The following is a 14,821-nucleotide window of genomic DNA, read 5'->3' on the forward strand; positions in this document are numbered from 1 at the left end:
TCGTGGACGGCGACAGTGCTGGAACTTCTCAGTATCGATCACTGCGTTGCTTGAAGCCGTCCTCCGGTCAGGTGGCGAAGGCGCTACAGAACAAACTTCTGTAGCGCTGTGAGCTACTCATAGCTACACTCTTCTCGTGAAGGTGATCACCCAGCGCGAGTTCCGCAACAACTCGGCTGCCGTCATGGACGCCGTCGAGGCCGGCGAGATCTACCACGTCACTCGCAATGGCGTTGAAGTCGCTGAGCTGCGGCCGATATCGCGCAGACGGCGTCTGACCGCCGAGGAGCTGGTCCAGCGGCATCGAGGATTGCCCGAGGTCGAGGCGGCTCAGATGAGGCAGGAAGCTGACGAGTTCTTCGGTACCGAAGACCGTGTCGAGTCTGACAATGTCTGGGAGCAGCGTCGTGGCTGAGCGTCACGAGGCAGGTGTGCTCGACACCTGCACTTACATCGACCTTGGCCTGCTTGACCCAGCGGCGCTGCCCAAGATTCCGGAACTCACCGCTATCACCATGGCTGAGCTCCATCAAGGGGTGGCGATGGCGAAGGATGGCGCGGTCCGCGCGGCGCGCACTGAGAAGCTCGGTGCTGCGATCGTCGACTTCGCCCCGTTGCCGTTCGATGGCGACGCGGCCGCCCGTTATGGAACGCTGGTCGCGCTGGTTATTGCGGCTAACCGGGATCCGAAGCCTCGGCGAATGGATCTGATGATCGCCGCTATCGCGTCCTCGCGAGCGTTGCCGCTCTACACCCGGAACGAAGACGACTTCAAAGGCCTGGGCGGCATGGTCGAAGTCGTCGGTGTCTGAACGGCGTCGACCTGTCTCCGTGGATGCTCAGTGACAAGAGCCTGATCGAGTTACCGGTCGACAGCTTCACTGATCGGATGCTTTGCGGTCACTCGCCACTATCCTGCGTACCGCAGTAAATCTGTCGCGGACCGTCTGCCCGGTCGCCGCGTGCCACGATCCGGAGGGGCTCTTTGCCGAAGGTGCCTGACGCTCGCAGACCTAGCCGTGCGGCGGTCAACGCGCTGCGGACGCTTCTGGAGCGACACAATCATATTGTTCAGGAGGTGGACGGCCAGAACGACTTCGGCGAGGACCAGCACGTCACGTTCACCGAGGATGGTGAGGTCACCGGCGACCTGGTCAAGATCCAGGTCAAGGGCGGCCGTTCGTGGCGTCGGACCGACGGATACGCCGTGCCGATCGGTGACCACGGCGGCACCTGGGCTGATGGCAACCTCCCGGTGCTCTGCGTCGTGCACGATCCGGACACCGACGGTCTCTACTGGGCCAATGCCACCAAGCAACTGCTATCGGCGCGGCGCGACGGCGAAGTACTGAAGGCGATCACCATCAGCCCGAAGCAGAAGTTGGATGATGTATCCGTTGCGGCGTTCGTCGTCGAGGTCAGACGCTACCTGAGCCGCTATCGGGGCAACCGGATCATCCAGGCACAGTTGGGCGAGATGGCAGGTGTCGAGTTCGGTCCAACAGACATCGTTCAGCACCATGTGAACGTGTTCGGTGAGGATCTGATCTTCTGGCAGCGCCGCGGTGAAGGATTCGCGACTCTGCTCCACAGCGACCTCGACTGGCATCCGGAGCACGTGGGTCCTGAACATTTCCATCCGAACGGTCGACCGGGTCTGTTTCCCGGCATGGCCGTATTGGTGGACAAGATATTGAGCACTGCTGAAGCGCAGTGGCTGGCGGCCTGTTTCGACGCGGCTCAGTGGGCGCGCGAACCAGCCGATGATAATCCGCCGCTTCACACCAACCTCGACGCACGTGACAACTACGTGTCCAGACGAGTTGAACACCATCTTCGGATGGAACCCGACGCGTTGACTCGGTCGATCCAGCAACTTCGCGCCGAAACCGCGACCGACCACGATCTGGCTACCATTGCCACGGAGTTGGAGTCGGATGCCGAGGCGGCAGCCGAAGCACTCTCGAGACCGTGGCGCTTGATGTCGGAGAAGACGCGTCGGCTCGTCACGTTCTACCTGGTCAAAGAAGTGCGGCTGGGTTCCCCTGCACTGCCGATCGACGAGCAGTTCCAGATCGTCTGGCGATGCCCTCGGCCGACCCCGGAATTCGGGTTCAACGCGCGGGTCGGACGACCGAGTACTCGCAAGTCGCCGTACCGGGAGTTCGTATCGGCATTCGAGCTCAGGCCGGGCGACAGGATCTACTGGCTGAGCCGGTACGGGAACGAACGCGGCCGAAACGTGTCAGCCGTCTGGGATTCCGAGGACACTCCCGGAACCGTCTGTGTGCTTTTCGATCAACTGATGTTGGGAGACACCTTCTGGCCGGAGGAGGGGTTTGTTCGGAAGGTGCCCTCCAAAACGCGTTCCGGCGCATTTCCGGCTTAGCTTCTCTGTATCGGAACGGGGCTGCCTGTTCGTCAGGCAGCCCCGTTCAGGAACGTCGTCAGCTCACCAGCCGCGTTCGCGCCATTCCGCCACGTGCGGCCGCTGCTCACCCAGCGTCGAGTCATCCCCATGCCCCGGGTAGAACCACGTCTCATCCGGCAGCTCGTCAAAGATCCGCGAAGACACGTCGTCGACCAACGACGTGAACTCCTCCGGCGAGTTCGTCTTTCCGACCCCACCCGGGAACAGCGAGTCGCCGGTGAACAGGTGCGGGTGCCCGGCCGGGTCGCGGTACAGCAGCGCGATCGAGCCCGGGGTGTGGCCGCGCAGGTGGATCACCTCGAGAGTGATCTGCCCGACCTTGACCGTGTCGCCGTGTTCGACGAGGAAGTCCGGCGGGATCGGCAGCGGCTCGGCGTCCAGCGGGTGGGCGGCGGTGTTCGAGCCGTTCGCGCCGGCGACGGCACCGAGGGCCTGCCAGTGGTCTGGGTGCTGGTGGGTGGTCACGACGGTCTTCAGCGCGGGCCGGTCGGGTCCGTGGCCGATGAGGTCGGAGATCCGTTCCGGGTCGTTCGCGGCGTCGATCAGCAGCGCCTCGTTCTCGGCGCGGCAGACGAGCAGATACGCGTTGTTGTCCATCGGACCGACCGACAGCTTCGTGATGGTCAGCGCGTCCAAGGTGCGACGGGCGGCGTCACCGCCGGGCTCGACGTGCCCGGTGTAGGTCTCGACGATGTTCACACCGCACACGGTAGTCCTTACCCCGCAATCGGTTCCACCCGCACAGGCGACGCACAGGCGTGGCCCGTAGGCTCGCGTCGCCCTGCCAGCCGAACCACAGGACGCCCGTGCCCGACGCCTCACCGCGCGCTTCGCGCAAGATCAGCTGGGACGTCCTTCGCGTGGTCGCCGTCTTCGCGGTGATCCTCGGGCATGTCACCCATCAGGGTGCTCTGCTTCACCCGGAACTGGTGGGTTACCCCTTCAGGGTCACCGCACAGTTCGGTGCCGCCATCCTTTTGGTGATTTCCGCCTTCTTCGTGTGCGCGAGCCTTCGAAAGGGTGAACCTCGGCGGTGGCTGTGGAACCGGGTGGCGCGGCTGGTGCCCGCGTACCTGGTCGCGGTGGCCGTCACCTACGTCGTCGCCCGGTACGCGACGATCCGGTTCAGCGGCCTGCCGTTCCCACCCGGTCTCACCGGATTCCTCTTCGGGATCCCGCAGGGGCCGCCGTCGGATCCGTCGCCCTGGTACGTCCCCACCGGCTCCGATCTGCTCGCCAACCTGGGCATGGTCCAGGAGTGGGGCTGGCGATACGAACTCTTCTACTACCTCGACGGCGCCTACTGGACGCTTCCGGTCCAGCTCCTCGCGTTCACCGCCGCGGCCCTGCTGTGGCCACGCCGGTGGCGCACCCACCGACTGACCGTCGGACTGCTCTGGGCGCTGATCCTGGTCCCGCTCTTCCTCCGGTTCGTCGTGTTCGACCCGGTTTCCACTCCGAAGCTCGTGGAGACCTTCTTCTACGGCCTGGGCCTGCACCGCGTCCACGTCTTCGCCATCGGGATCGCGATCTGGCTGTGGGCGAAACGACGGCTGGCGCACTGGCATCTCGCGCTCTTCCTGCTCGCCGCCTGTGCCGCGCAGGACCTGCAGGTCTTCCCGTTCCACCAGGCCCTGCCCGCCGATCCCGAGCGCTGGCCGTCGCTCGCCGGGTTCGCGATCATGCTGCTGGCCGTCTGCCTCGCTGCACGAGGGCCCGACTGGCGGTTCCCCGGCCTCGCCCGGGTCGCCCCGGTTGTCACCTGGCTCGCGGGCATCTCGTATGGTCTTTATCTGGTGCACCAGGAACTCGGTTACATCCTGGCCCGTGCCCTGCTGAACGTCGGCGTCCCCGGCTGGCTGCGCCTCCCGATCGTGCTGGCCGCCGCCGTACTCGGGGGCTGGGCGATCACCGCGGGCGTGGAACGGCCGGTCCACCGGTGGCTCACCGCTCGCCGGGATCGACGCGAAAAGCCTGGAAAACCGCAGGTCAAGGACTCGAAGCCGGTTTCTGTCGGTGGTGCCTCGTAGCATGGACGCGGCCGCCCGTGCAGCTATCGACCGGGCCGGCGACCGCAGCTGAGAATGAAACCTGAAGGGACCCTGGCGTGGCTGATCGCCTCGTTGTTCGCGGCGCCCGCGAGCACAACCTCCGCGGTGTGGATCTCGACCTGCCCCGCGACAGCCTGATCGTGTTCACCGGTCTGTCCGGGTCCGGGAAGTCGAGCCTCGCCTTCGACACCATCTTCGCGGAGGGGCAGCGTCGCTACGTCGAGTCGCTGTCGGCGTACGCGCGCCAGTTCCTCGGCCAGATGGACAAGCCGGACGTCGACTTCATCGAGGGCCTTTCGCCCGCGGTGTCGATCGACCAGAAGTCCACCTCACGCAACCCGCGTTCGACCGTCGGCACCATCACCGAGGTCTACGACTACCTGCGCCTGCTCTACGCCCGCGCCGGCAAGGCGCACTGCCCGAAGTGCGGCGAGGCGATCAGCAAGCAGACCCCGCAGCAGATCGTCGACCAGGTGCTCGCCATGGAGGAGGGCACCCGCTTCCAGGTGCTCGCGCCGGTCGTGCGCGGGCGCAAGGGCGAGTACCTCGACCTCTTCGAGAACCTGCAGCAGCAGGGCTACGCGCGTGTCGTGGTGGACGGGACGATCCACCCGCTCACCGAGCCGCCGAAGCTGAAGAAGCAGGAAAAGCACCAGATCGCCGTCATCATCGACAGGCTCTCGGTGAAGACGAGCTCGCGGCAGCGGCTCACCGACTCGGTCGAGACCGCACTCCGGCTGGCCGACGGCCTGATCGAGCTGGAGTTCGTCGACCTGCCGGAGAACGACCCGCATCGCGTGCGCGGGTTCTCCGAGAACCTGGCTTGCCCCAACGGTCACCCGCTGGCGATCGAGGACCTCGAGCCGCGGTCGTTCTCCTTCAACGCGCCCTACGGCGCCTGCCCCGAATGCTCCGGTATCGGCGTCCGCAAGGAGGTCGACCCGGAACTCGTGGTCCCGGACGACGAGCTGTCCCTCGGCGAGGGCGCCATCGCACCGTGGGCGGGCGGCCAGAGCGCGGACTACTTCATCCGCCTGCTGGAGTCTCTCGCGGAGACCGTCGGCTTCCGGATGGACACCCCGTGGCGCAGGCTGACGGCGAAGGTCCAGAAAGCCGTTTTGCACGGCGTCGACGAGCAGGTCCACGTCCGCTACAAGAACCGCTACGGCCGCCAGCGTTCGTACTACGCGGCCTTCGAGGGTGTCATCCCGTTCCTCGAGAGGCGCCAGGAGCAGACGGAATCCGAGTACATGCGTGAGCGGTACGAGGGCTACATGCGCGAGGTGCCGTGCCCGGCTTGTCAGGGCACGCGGCTCAAGCCGGAGATCCTCGCGGTCACCCTCGAGCACAAGACGCAGGGCGACCGGTCGATCGCGGAGGTCTGCGCGCTCTCGATCGCCGAGGCGTCGCAGTTCCTCGACGAGCTGGAACTCGGCAAGCGCGAGACGGTGATCGCCGGGGCGGTGCTCAAGGAGATCCAGGCGCGGCTGCGCTTCCTCCTCGACGTCGGGCTCAACTACCTCTCGCTCGACCGCGCTTCCGGGACGTTGTCCGGCGGCGAGGCGCAGCGCATCCGGCTCGCCACGCAGATCGGTTCCGGTCTGGTCGGCGTCCTGTACGTGCTGGACGAGCCGTCGATCGGGCTGCACCAGCGGGACAACCACCGGCTGATCGAGACGTTGGTCCGGCTGCGCGACCTCGGCAACACGCTGATCGTCGTCGAGCACGACGAGGACACCATCCGCTCCAGCGACTGGGTGGTCGACATCGGCCCCGGCGCGGGCGAGCACGGTGGCCACATCGTCCACAGTGGACCGTACAAGAAGATCCTGAAGAACAAGGAATCCATCACCGGCGCGTACCTTTCGGGCCGCAGCAAGATCGAGGTGCCGGCGATCCGGCGGCCGATCGACAAGAAGCGTCAGCTGACCGTCGTCGGCGCCCGCGAGCACAACCTGCGCGGCCTCGACGTTTCGTTCCCGCTCGGCTGCCTCGTGTCGGTCACCGGTGTCTCGGGCTCCGGGAAATCGACGCTGGTCAACGACATCCTCGCGACCGTGCTGGCGAACAAGCTCAACGGCGCCCGCCAGGTGCCGGGGCGGCACACGCGCGTGAACGGTCTCGCCGGCGTCGACAAGCTGGTCCGCGTCGACCAGTCGCCGATCGGCCGCACCCCGCGGTCCAACCCGGCGACGTACACCGGCGTCTGGGACCACGTGCGCAAGCTGTTCGCCGCGACCACCGAGGCGAAGGTGCGCGGCTACCAGCAGGGCCGGTTCTCCTTCAACGTCAAGGGCGGCCGGTGCGAGGCCTGCGCCGGTGACGGCACGATCAAGATCGAGATGAACTTCCTGCCGGACGTCTACGTCCCGTGTGAGGTGTGCAAGGGCGACCGGTACAACCGGGAGACCCTGGAAGTGCACTACAAGGGCAAGACCGTCTCCGACGTGCTGAACATGCCGATCGAAGAGGCGGCCGAGTTCTTCGAGCCGATCAAGGCGATCCACCGGCACCTGGCCACCCTCGTCGACGTCGGCCTCGGCTACGTCCGGCTCGGGCAGCCCGCGCCGACGCTCTCGGGCGGTGAGGCGCAGCGCGTCAAGCTCGCCAGCGAGCTGCAGAAGCGGTCCACCGGCAAGACGGTCTACATCCTCGACGAGCCGACCACCGGTCTGCACTTCGAGGACATCAGCAAGCTGATCGGCGTGATCAACGGCCTGGTGGACAAGGGCAACACGGTGATCGTCATCGAGCACAACCTCGACGTCATCAAGACCTCGGACTGGGTCATCGACATGGGGCCCGAGGGTGGTTCCGGTGGTGGCACGGTCATCGCCGAGGGCACCCCGGAGCATGTCGCTTCGGTGGAGGAGAGCTACACCGGCGAGTTCCTGAAGACCGTTCTCGCCTGAGTCGCGTAAGGCGCTATGAAAGGCCCGTTACTTGCAAAATTTGCAAGTAACGGGCCTTTCATAGCATCGGGGCGGGGGACTAGCCCTTACCACTCACGAGGTCGAGAACCGGCGAAGCGGGTCCGTAGTAGAAGGCGCGCAGCCGGTACGAGGCGCCTTCTTCGCCCGGCATCGAAGCGAGACCGGCCGACGTCGTCCCCGGATCCGACATCTCGATCGGGACGAAGTCCGGTGCGCCGGGTTTCTTGATCTCCACGAGGAAACCGTCCTCGTCGCTGGAGCGGTCGGCCCAGCTGAACCGCACCATCTCCTCCGCGGCGGGCTCCGCGCGGAACGCCGCCGGAGCGGCCGCCTGGCCACCCGTGCGGAGCGAGACCGCCGGTCCCGAGCCGGAAGCCGAAGGCCCGGAAACCGTGACAGCTTCCGACGCCGAGCCGTAGAAAGGCCGGATCCGGTAGTGGAACCGTGTTTCCGGCATCAGATCCGGATGCCGGTAGGTGGTCTGCCTCGGCGGTACGAACTGCAGGATCGTGTACTCGCCGTGCGGGTCGGTGGTGTACTCGACGATCCGGCCCGCGACGTTCGGATCGTCGTCGGGCCAGCTCAGGTCGACGTTCACCGGATCCGTCAGCGTCGCGGTGAAACCGGGTTCCGCGGCGCATCCCGCCACGAAGGCCACCGCCAGCAGCACGGCCGCGAGTTTCCTTGGCACGCCTCGTCCCTCCCGGGAATCAGGCGGCGGCGGAGTCCGGAGGCGTCAGCATACGAGCGCCTCGAGTGATCGACAAGACCCGGTTGAACCGCATCGCCGTGGCGTCCGTGTGGGAGGCAAGAGGAGGCGGCCATGGAGAACCGAGGAGAGGCCGGTGCCGATGCACAGTTCGATCGCGGCGCGCGCCGAACGATCCACTCTGCCCCTGCGGGTTGCAGTACTGTCCTCGCCGACCCAGAAGACCGTCGGGAGGACACGAGTGGCGATCGGAGGCTGGCGGCCCAAAAAGGCCAAAGGCGAGGACTTGGTCCGGCACTTGTACGCCGAACACGGGCGAAGCCTGCTGGCGTACGCGACGAGGCTGACCGGGGATCGCGCGGCCGCGGAGGACGTCGTGCAGGAGACCTTGGTCCGGGCCTGGAAACATGCCGAAGACCTGGAGAACGACGCGAAGGGATCGGTGCGGGGCTGGCTGCTCACGGTCGCCCGGAACATCATCACCGACCGCGCCCGCGCCAGGGCGGCACGGCCGCCGGAAGTGGCGGAGCCCGAGGACGGCATGCCGACCCCCGCGGTGTCGAAGGACCACGCGCAGGGTGTCGTCGATTCCATGGCGGTGCTCGGGGCGATGGACGGCCTGTCCACGGAACATCGTGAGGTCCTGGTGGAGATCTACTACCGGGGCCGGACGGTGGCCGAAGCGGCGAGATCCCTGGGCGTGGCCCCGGGTACCGTTAAGTCGAGATCTTATTACGCGTTACGGGCGCTCAGAGCCGTGATGTCGGGAGCCGGGAAGGAGGTAGCGCGATGAGTGCGGTGGGACACGACCAGGGCCAGCTCGCCGCCTACGTCCTCGGCGGGCTGACCCCGGCGGAAGCGGCCACGTTCGAAACACATCTGGCGAACTGCCCCACGTGCCGTCGTGAGGTGCGTGAGCTGGGAGAGCTGCGGTATCACCTCGACGAGGTGCCGCCGGAAGCGTTCCTCGAAGGACCTCCTGACGGGGGAGATCTGCTCCTTCAGCGCACGCTGCGTCAGGTCCGCGACGAAGAAGGCGCCCAGGAGCGCAAGCCGAGGCGGCTCCTCGCCGTCGCCGGTGCGGCCGTGCTGGTCGTCGTGGCGCTGGGCGCGGGTGTGCTGGTCGGACGGCAGACGTCGCCCGAACCGTCGACGGTGGCGTTGCCGGTGCCGACGGCGATCGCCCAGGTGCCCGGCACCCGCGATCTCGCGGCCACCGACCGCGACACGGGGACGCAGCTGGCGGTCCGGGTCGTTCCGGCGGCGGGCTGGGTCCGGCTCCACGCGAAGGCGGAAGGTGTCCGAGAAGGCGAGAAGTGTCAGCTCGTCGTGGTGACCAAGAGCGGTGAACGCGTCAACGCGGGCAGCTGGCTGGTCTCGGCGAAGGGCGAGAAGGAAGGCACCGGGATCGACGGTTCCGCTTTGGTCGCTCCCGACGACGTGGCCTCGGTCGACGTCGTGACCATGGACGGCCGGAACCTGGTGTCGGCGCGGGTATGACGGGTTCGCTCGCGGGTCGCGGAGGCGGTCGGTACCGCTTCCGCGACACGTGGGTGCTTCCCGCCTCGCCCAAGGCGGTCTTCGACGCCGTCGTCGACCTGGCCGCGTATCCCTTGTGGTGGCGTGACGTCCGTTCGGTCAGCCAGGTCGACGAGGACACCGCCGAACTCGTCTGCCGGTCCAGGCTGCCGTACGCGTTGACCGTGCGGATGCACCGCGACCGGCAGGACGAGCACGAGGGCCGGGTCCGGGTCCTGCTCAGCGGCGACCTGGAAGGGATGCTGGCCGGTTCCCTGACCCCGGTGGACAGCGGCACCAGGCTGGAGATCACGCAGGAGGTCGAGGCGCGGAAACCGTTGCTGCGCAAGCTCGATCGGGTCGCCAGGCCGATTTTCCGGATCAACCACGCGCTCATGATGCGACGGGGGCAACACGGATTGCAGGGGTATCTGGGGGCCGGTTCGGGTTAGAGTCCGGCCATGCGTGTCGCCACCGTGCAGCCGTTCACCGTCCCCGCGGACCTTTCCGCGAACATCGCCGAACACGCGAGGCTCGTCCGGATCGCGGAAGCGGACCTCTGTGTCTTCCCCGAACTTTCGCTGACCGGCTTGGAGTTCGAGGAGCTCGCCGCCGATCCGGGACTCTGGTTGACACAGGACGACCCGCGCCTCGAACCGCTTCGGGAAGCTTGCCGCGCCAGTGATGTGCACGCAGTCATCGGCCTTCCGCTCGTGGAGGACGGCCGCCGGTACATCGGTTCCCTCGTGCTCGGGCCGGACGGCGAAACCGTTGCCACGTACGCGAAACGCAACCTGCACAACAGTGAGGAAGAGCTGTTCGACGCCGGCGGGCGCCAGGTGATCATCGACGTCGGCGGCAGGCGACTCGGCCTCGCGATCTGTCTCGACGCCGCAGACCCGGACCACTCCGGGGAACTCGCCGAAGCCGGGGCCGAGGTCTACGTCCTCAGCGCGCTTTTCAGCGAGGGCCAGGAGCAGCGGCTTCTCGACCAGGTCGGCGTCGCGGCCGGGCACGGGATGTGGGTGGTGCTTTCCCAGTATTCCGGCAAGACCGGCGGGATGGCCGCGTTCGGCGGCAGCGGCGTCTGGAAACCCGGAGGCGCCGCCGAGGTGCGGCTCGGCGGCGAAGTCTCCGAGTGGGCTTACGCGACGATCGCCTGAGCCTTCCGGTCACGCAGGACCACGGCGGCGACGAAGACGGCAAGAGCGAGCAGTCCCGCGCTCAACGCGTACGCGGTCCGGTAACCGCCACCGAGTGCTTCGGGCACTGCCACGCCTTCGCTCAGCAGAGAGCCGGTGCGGGACGCGGCGGCGGTCGCGAGCACCGCGGTACCGATCGCCGCGCCGATCTGCTGTGTCGTGTTGATCAGGCCGGAAGCGACCCCGGCGTCGGCCGGGACGACGCCGGACATCGCCTGCCCCATCAGCGCGGGCATCGCCGCGCCGAACCCGATGCCCATCAGGACGAGCGCGGGCAGGACGTCCGTCACGTAGTTCCCGTCCGCCTCGACCATGGCGAGGAGACCGAGCGCCAGCGCGACCATCGAAAGCCCGGTCACGAGCACCGTTCGCGCGCCGAAGCGGTGGTTCAGCCGCTCGGCGAAGACCAGCGACATCACCGCGATCGAGACCGGGGCGGGCAGGAAGGCGAACCCGGTGCTCAGCGCGTCGAGCAGAAGGACCCGCTGCAGGTAGAGCGCGGTGATGAACTGGAAGCCGAACAGCCCGGCGACCATCAGGACCATCACCGCGTTCGCCCCGGACACCGCCCGGCCGCGGAAGATCCTCAGCGGCAGCAACGGGTTCCGCGCTTTGGCCTGCCGGAGCACGAAACCGGCGAGCAGCAGCAGCGACACCGCGAGCAAACCGTGTGTGCGCGTGTCGGCCCAGGTGTACTCCTCGGCCTTGACGATCGTGTAGACCAGCAGCATCAGCCCGCCGGTGACCAGTGCGGCGCCGGCGAGGTCGGTGCCGCCGCGCGGCCCCGGCCCCCGGTCGTCCGCGAGCAGCCGGGCGGCCATCACCAGGGCGAGGGCTCCGATCGGCAGGTTGACGAAGAACGTCCAGTGCCAGTCGAGCAGCTGGGTGAGCATGCCGCCCGCGATGAGCCCGATCGACGCTCCCGCGGCCTGAGTGAAGCTGTAGACACCGATGGCCTTCGCCCGCGCCCGCGGTTCCGGATAGAGGGTGGTGATCATGCCGAGCACGACGGCCGACGCGAGCGCGCCGCCCGCGCCCTGCAGGAAGCGGAACACGACGAGCTGCGTCTGGTCCTGCGCGATCCCGCACAGCAAGGACGCGAGAGTGAAGACGCCGAGCCCGGCCAGGAAGACCCTTTTCCGGCCGATCAGGTCGCCGAGCCTGCCGGACAACAGCAGCAGCCCGGCGAAGGCGATCAGGTAGGCGTTGACCACCCAGGCCAGGGTGGACGGGGTGAAGCCGAGGTCGTTCTGGATCGCGGGCAGCGCGACGGCGACGATCGAGCCGTCGAGGACGACCATCAGCGAGACGGCGCAGAGCACAGCGAGAGCGAGGGCGCGGTTGGGCATGGTAATTCCTTTGAAGTTTCCCCAGGTGATGCCTTGGTGCATCACTTGTAACAGCGCCCATCTTGTGTGACTCTGTTCCCTGCCGGAAGGAGGCACTTCCATGTCCCAGGGGAACACCGATGTGACCGCGCAGGCCAGGGTGGTCGACCCGGAAAAACTCGAGGTGTGCACCGTGCTCGAGGTGATCAACCGGATCAGCGGGAAGTGGGCGATCGGCATCCTGCTGGAGGCCACGCGCGGTCCCGTGCGGTTCACCGAACTGGAGCGGTCGGTGGAGGGGATCAGCCGCCGGATGCTCACGCTGACCCTGCGGAACCTCGAACGCGACGGCCTGCTCGTCCGCACCGTGTACCCGACAGTGCCGCCGAAGGTGGAGTACGAGGCCACGGCGATGGCGAAGGAGCTGTACGCGTCGCTGAGCGGCTTGCTGAGCTGGGCCGAGCGCCACCGCGACTCGATCGCCGCGTCCCGGGTCGTTTACGACGAGAAGGTCAGCGCCTGACGGCTGTCGCGTGCACGGCCCGCTGGACGTGCGAGCACAGCAGGTCGAAGTACCACTTGTGGAACGGCAGGTCCGTGCTGTTCGCCGCGGACCAGCTTTCCCAGAGGCCACCCGGGCGCAGGTAGCGCGCTGTGTACGCCGTGGTGAGGTCGGCGTCGACGTGGTGCAGGGCCGCGAGCGCCCATTCCTGGTCGTAGCGCAGGTCCGGCCGCGCGAGGTAATGGTCCAGATAGGACACGAGGATCTCGGCGTCGGCGAGGGTGCCGAACCGGGCCAGCGCGAAGCAGTAGCCCTGCCCGGCGAAGACCATCCCGCTCTCCAGGAGGAGTTCGCGGAGGCGTCCGCGCCACGCGGTGCGGCGATCGGTGCCGATCAGCCAGGCGGCAGTGATCCGCTCTCGCCAGCCGGCGTCGAAAAGGAACTCCAAGTCCTCGTCGGTGATCCGGGAGGCGTCCTCGGCCAGGGCCAGCAGGAAGGTCTCGCGTTCGGGGCCGCTCATCATCCCGGCGAAGTTGCCGTGCAAGAGCTTCGAGTACCGCTCGGGCACGTAACGGTCGATGGCGTCCGGCATGCCGAGAGTTTCCCAGAAACGAAGAACCGCGGTGCGAGGACGGGGGACCCTCGCACCGCGGTTTCACTCATGCCGCGCGCTAGGCGTGCGCGACGGCTTTCTCCCTGTCGCCGTCAGGGTCCTTGGAGGTGTCGGGGTGGTCGTCGATCAGGGTGGCTTCGTCGAACGGGGCCTGACCGCTGAAGACCCGGTTGGCCTGGTCGCGGTCGAACTCCTTGGTCCACGTGCCGACCAGGACGGTCGCGACGGCGTTGCCCGCGAAATTGGTCAGCGCGCGGGCCTCGGACATGAACCGGTCGATCCCGAGGATGAAGCCGACGCCGTCGACCAGTTCCGGCCGGTGCGACTGGAGCCCGCCCGCGAGGGTCGCGATCCCGGCGCCGCTCACGCCCGCCGCGCCCTTCGACGCGATGATCATGAACAGCAGCAAGGAGATCTGCTCGCCGATGCCCAGCGGCTGGTCCTGCGCGCTGGCGATGAACAGCGTCGCCATCGTCAGGTAGATGGCCGTGCCGTCGAGGTTGAACGAGTATCCGGTGGGCACGGTGATGCCGACGACCGGCTTGGAAACCCCGAGGTGCTCCATCTTCGCGATCAGCCGCGGCAGGGCCGATTCGGACGACGACGTCGACAGGATCAGCAGGAACTCGCGGCCGAGGTACCGCAGCAGGGTGAAGATGTTGACCCGCGCGCCGAGCCACAGCACCGTGCCGAGCACGCCGAACACGAACACCAGGCAGGTCAGGTAGAAGCCGATCATGATGACGGCGAGGCTGCGCAGCGCGCCCCAGCCGGTTTCGCCGACCACCGCGGCGATCGCGCCGAACGCGCCCACCGGCGCCGCCCACATGATCATCGCGAGGATCCGGAACACGAGCCGCTGGATGTGCTCGATGCCGCGGCGGATCGGCTCGCCCTTGGTGCCGAGCTTCTGCACGGCGAATCCGGCGAGCAGCGCGATCAGCAGCGTCTGCAGCACCTGGCCTTCGGTGAACGCGGAACCGAAGCTGGTCGGGATGATGCCGAGCAGGAAGTCGACGGTTCCTTCTGCGCCCTCGGCCTGCGTGTGCGCCTTCGCGGCGGCCGCGGGGTCGAGGTGCAGGCCCTCGCCCGGGTGCAGGAGGTTGCCGACGACGAGGCCGATCGCGAGCGCGAAGGTCGACATCATCAGGAAGTAGCCGAGCGACAGCAACCCGACCTTGCCGACCTTCGCGGCCTTCGCCACCGATCCGATGCCGAGCACGATGGTGCAGAAGATGATGGGGGAGATCATCATCTTGATCAGGTTGACGAATCCGGTGCCGAGGGGCTTGAGTTCCTTGGCCAGACCCGGCGCGGCGAACCCGACGATGACGCCGAGGACGACCGCCGCGATCACGGCCAGGTACAGGTAGTGCATCTTGTCTCGGCGACGCGGCGCCGCTTCGGGCGTTGTAGGCACCTTTGCCTCCAGCTCAGGGGGTGTTCGGGATTGCCGGTCACTATCACCCGGGCAGGTGAGCTGGGTCACGGTTGTGTTCATTGAGTTCGCGCGAGTGGTTTCCGGGGAATTCCG

15 protein-coding genes are annotated in these 14,821 nt (G+C 67.3%); 10 read left to right on the forward strand and 5 right to left on the reverse strand.

Annotated features, from left to right (window positions below):
- Positions 1-136 precede the first annotated feature (136 nt).
- The 3 genes from ACLJRM_RS30880 (at position 137) to ACLJRM_RS30890 (ending at position 2,389) form a co-directional block, all read left to right on the forward strand.
- A complete protein-coding gene (locus ACLJRM_RS30880) occupies positions 137-415 on the forward strand; it encodes a type II toxin-antitoxin system Phd/YefM family antitoxin (RefSeq protein ID WP_410665050.1) in 279 nt (92 codons plus the stop codon).
- A complete protein-coding gene (locus ACLJRM_RS30885) occupies positions 408-812 on the forward strand; it encodes a type II toxin-antitoxin system VapC family toxin (RefSeq protein ID WP_410665051.1) in 405 nt (134 codons plus the stop codon). Before ACLJRM_RS30880 ends, ACLJRM_RS30885 begins: the two co-directional genes overlap by 8 nt.
- Positions 813-994: 182 nt before the next feature.
- Positions 995-2,389 (forward strand): DUF4365 domain-containing protein, encoded by a 1,395-nt coding sequence (locus tag ACLJRM_RS30890; protein ID WP_410665052.1) that lies wholly within the window; start codon positions 995-997, stop codon positions 2,387-2,389.
- 63 nt (positions 2,390-2,452) lie between these two features.
- Here the strand turns inward: ACLJRM_RS30890 and ACLJRM_RS30895 are convergent, their stop codons facing one another.
- A complete protein-coding gene (locus ACLJRM_RS30895) occupies positions 2,453-3,130 on the reverse strand; it encodes an MBL fold metallo-hydrolase (protein ID WP_101608795.1) in 678 nt (225 codons plus the stop codon).
- A 107-nt stretch (positions 3,131-3,237) separates the two neighbouring features.
- Here ACLJRM_RS30895 and ACLJRM_RS30900 point away from each other — a divergent pair, with 107 nt between their 5' ends.
- Positions 3,238-4,461 carry an acyltransferase family protein gene (locus ACLJRM_RS30900; RefSeq protein WP_410665053.1) on the forward strand — a complete coding sequence of 408 codons (1,224 nt, stop codon included), beginning with the start codon at positions 3,238-3,240 and terminating at the stop codon, positions 4,459-4,461.
- 77 nt (positions 4,462-4,538) lie between these two features.
- Positions 4,539-7,394, forward strand: coding sequence for an excinuclease ABC subunit UvrA (gene uvrA, locus ACLJRM_RS30905; protein WP_410599139.1), 2,856 nt, complete (start codon positions 4,539-4,541; stop codon positions 7,392-7,394).
- Between the two features lie 79 nt (positions 7,395-7,473).
- On the opposite strand, the gene ACLJRM_RS30910 is transcribed toward uvrA, so the two are convergent.
- Positions 7,474-8,106, reverse strand: a complete 633-nt coding sequence (locus tag ACLJRM_RS30910) for a fibronectin type III domain-containing protein (protein ID WP_101608792.1) — start codon at positions 8,104-8,106, stop codon at positions 7,474-7,476.
- A gap of 259 nt (positions 8,107-8,365) precedes the next feature.
- Here ACLJRM_RS30910 and ACLJRM_RS30915 point away from each other — a divergent pair, with 259 nt between their 5' ends.
- The 4 genes from ACLJRM_RS30915 to ACLJRM_RS30930 are packed head-to-tail and all read left to right on the forward strand — an operon-like array spanning position 8,366 to position 10,805.
- Entirely contained in the window at positions 8,366-8,917 is a 552-nt protein-coding gene (locus ACLJRM_RS30915) for a sigma-70 family RNA polymerase sigma factor (RefSeq protein WP_174720549.1), read from the forward strand.
- Positions 8,914-9,624, forward strand: a complete 711-nt coding sequence (locus ACLJRM_RS30920; RefSeq protein ID WP_410665054.1) for an anti-sigma factor family protein — start codon at positions 8,914-8,916, stop codon at positions 9,622-9,624. The genes ACLJRM_RS30915 and ACLJRM_RS30920 overlap by 4 nt, the downstream gene beginning before the upstream one ends.
- The gene (locus ACLJRM_RS30925) at positions 9,621-10,094 is read left to right on the forward strand and encodes an SRPBCC family protein (RefSeq protein ID WP_101608790.1); all 474 of its coding nucleotides are present in this window, start codon (positions 9,621-9,623) and stop codon (positions 10,092-10,094) included. The genes ACLJRM_RS30920 and ACLJRM_RS30925 overlap by 4 nt, the downstream gene beginning before the upstream one ends.
- A 9-nt stretch (positions 10,095-10,103) precedes the next feature.
- On the forward strand, positions 10,104-10,805 hold the full coding sequence (locus ACLJRM_RS30930; protein ID WP_410665055.1) for a carbon-nitrogen hydrolase family protein: 702 nt from the start codon (positions 10,104-10,106) through the stop codon (positions 10,803-10,805).
- Here ACLJRM_RS30930 and ACLJRM_RS30935 read toward each other — a convergent pair.
- Positions 10,787-12,193 carry an MFS transporter gene (locus ACLJRM_RS30935; protein ID WP_410665056.1) on the reverse strand — a complete coding sequence of 469 codons (1,407 nt, stop codon included), beginning with the start codon at positions 12,191-12,193 and terminating at the stop codon, positions 10,787-10,789. The genes ACLJRM_RS30930 and ACLJRM_RS30935 overlap by 19 nt on opposite strands.
- 100 nt (positions 12,194-12,293) lie before the next feature.
- Between ACLJRM_RS30935 and ACLJRM_RS30940 the strand changes: the two genes are divergently transcribed.
- Positions 12,294-12,695: a winged helix-turn-helix transcriptional regulator gene (locus ACLJRM_RS30940; protein WP_007028064.1), complete on the forward strand. Its 402-nt coding sequence runs from the start codon at positions 12,294-12,296 to the stop codon at positions 12,693-12,695.
- Here the strand turns inward: ACLJRM_RS30940 and ACLJRM_RS30945 are convergent.
- Both ACLJRM_RS30945 and ACLJRM_RS30950 read right to left on the reverse strand, forming a co-directional pair.
- A complete protein-coding gene (locus ACLJRM_RS30945; protein WP_410665057.1) occupies positions 12,685-13,266 on the reverse strand; it encodes a DUF6000 family protein in 582 nt (193 codons plus the stop codon). The two genes, ACLJRM_RS30940 and ACLJRM_RS30945, sit on opposite strands and share 11 nt — an antisense overlap.
- 79 nt (positions 13,267-13,345) lie before the next feature.
- Positions 13,346-14,665 (reverse strand): cation:dicarboxylate symporter family transporter, encoded by a 1,320-nt coding sequence (locus tag ACLJRM_RS30950; RefSeq protein WP_410600014.1) that lies wholly within the window; start codon positions 14,663-14,665, stop codon positions 13,346-13,348.
- Positions 14,666-14,821: the final 156 nt, after the last annotated feature.

This window comes from Amycolatopsis sp. lyj-84 (assembly GCF_046549075.1).
Lineage (GTDB): Bacteria > Actinomycetota > Actinomycetes > Mycobacteriales > Pseudonocardiaceae > Amycolatopsis.

Bases quoted from the DNA above. Each gene is read 5' to 3' on its own strand.
- ACLJRM_RS30920 (WP_410665054.1), top strand. From the start codon at position 8,914: ATGAGTGCGGTGGGACACGACCAGGGCCAGCTCGCCGCCTACGTCCTC.
- ACLJRM_RS30925 (WP_101608790.1), top strand. From the start codon at position 9,621: ATGACGGGTTCGCTCGCGGGTCGCGGAGGCGGTCGGTACCGCTTCCGC.
- ACLJRM_RS30930 (WP_410665055.1), top strand. From the start codon at position 10,104: ATGCGTGTCGCCACCGTGCAGCCGTTCACCGTCCCCGCGGACCTTTCC.
- ACLJRM_RS30935 (WP_410665056.1), bottom strand. From the start codon at position 12,193: ATGCCCAACCGCGCCCTCGCTCTCGCTGTGCTCTGCGCCGTCTCGCTG.
- ACLJRM_RS30940 (WP_007028064.1), top strand. From the start codon at position 12,294: ATGTCCCAGGGGAACACCGATGTGACCGCGCAGGCCAGGGTGGTCGAC.
- ACLJRM_RS30945 (WP_410665057.1), bottom strand. From the start codon at position 13,266: ATGCCGGACGCCATCGACCGTTACGTGCCCGAGCGGTACTCGAAGCTC.
- ACLJRM_RS30950 (WP_410600014.1), bottom strand. From the start codon at position 14,665: ATGCACTACCTGTACCTGGCCGTGATCGCGGCGGTCGTCCTCGGCGTC.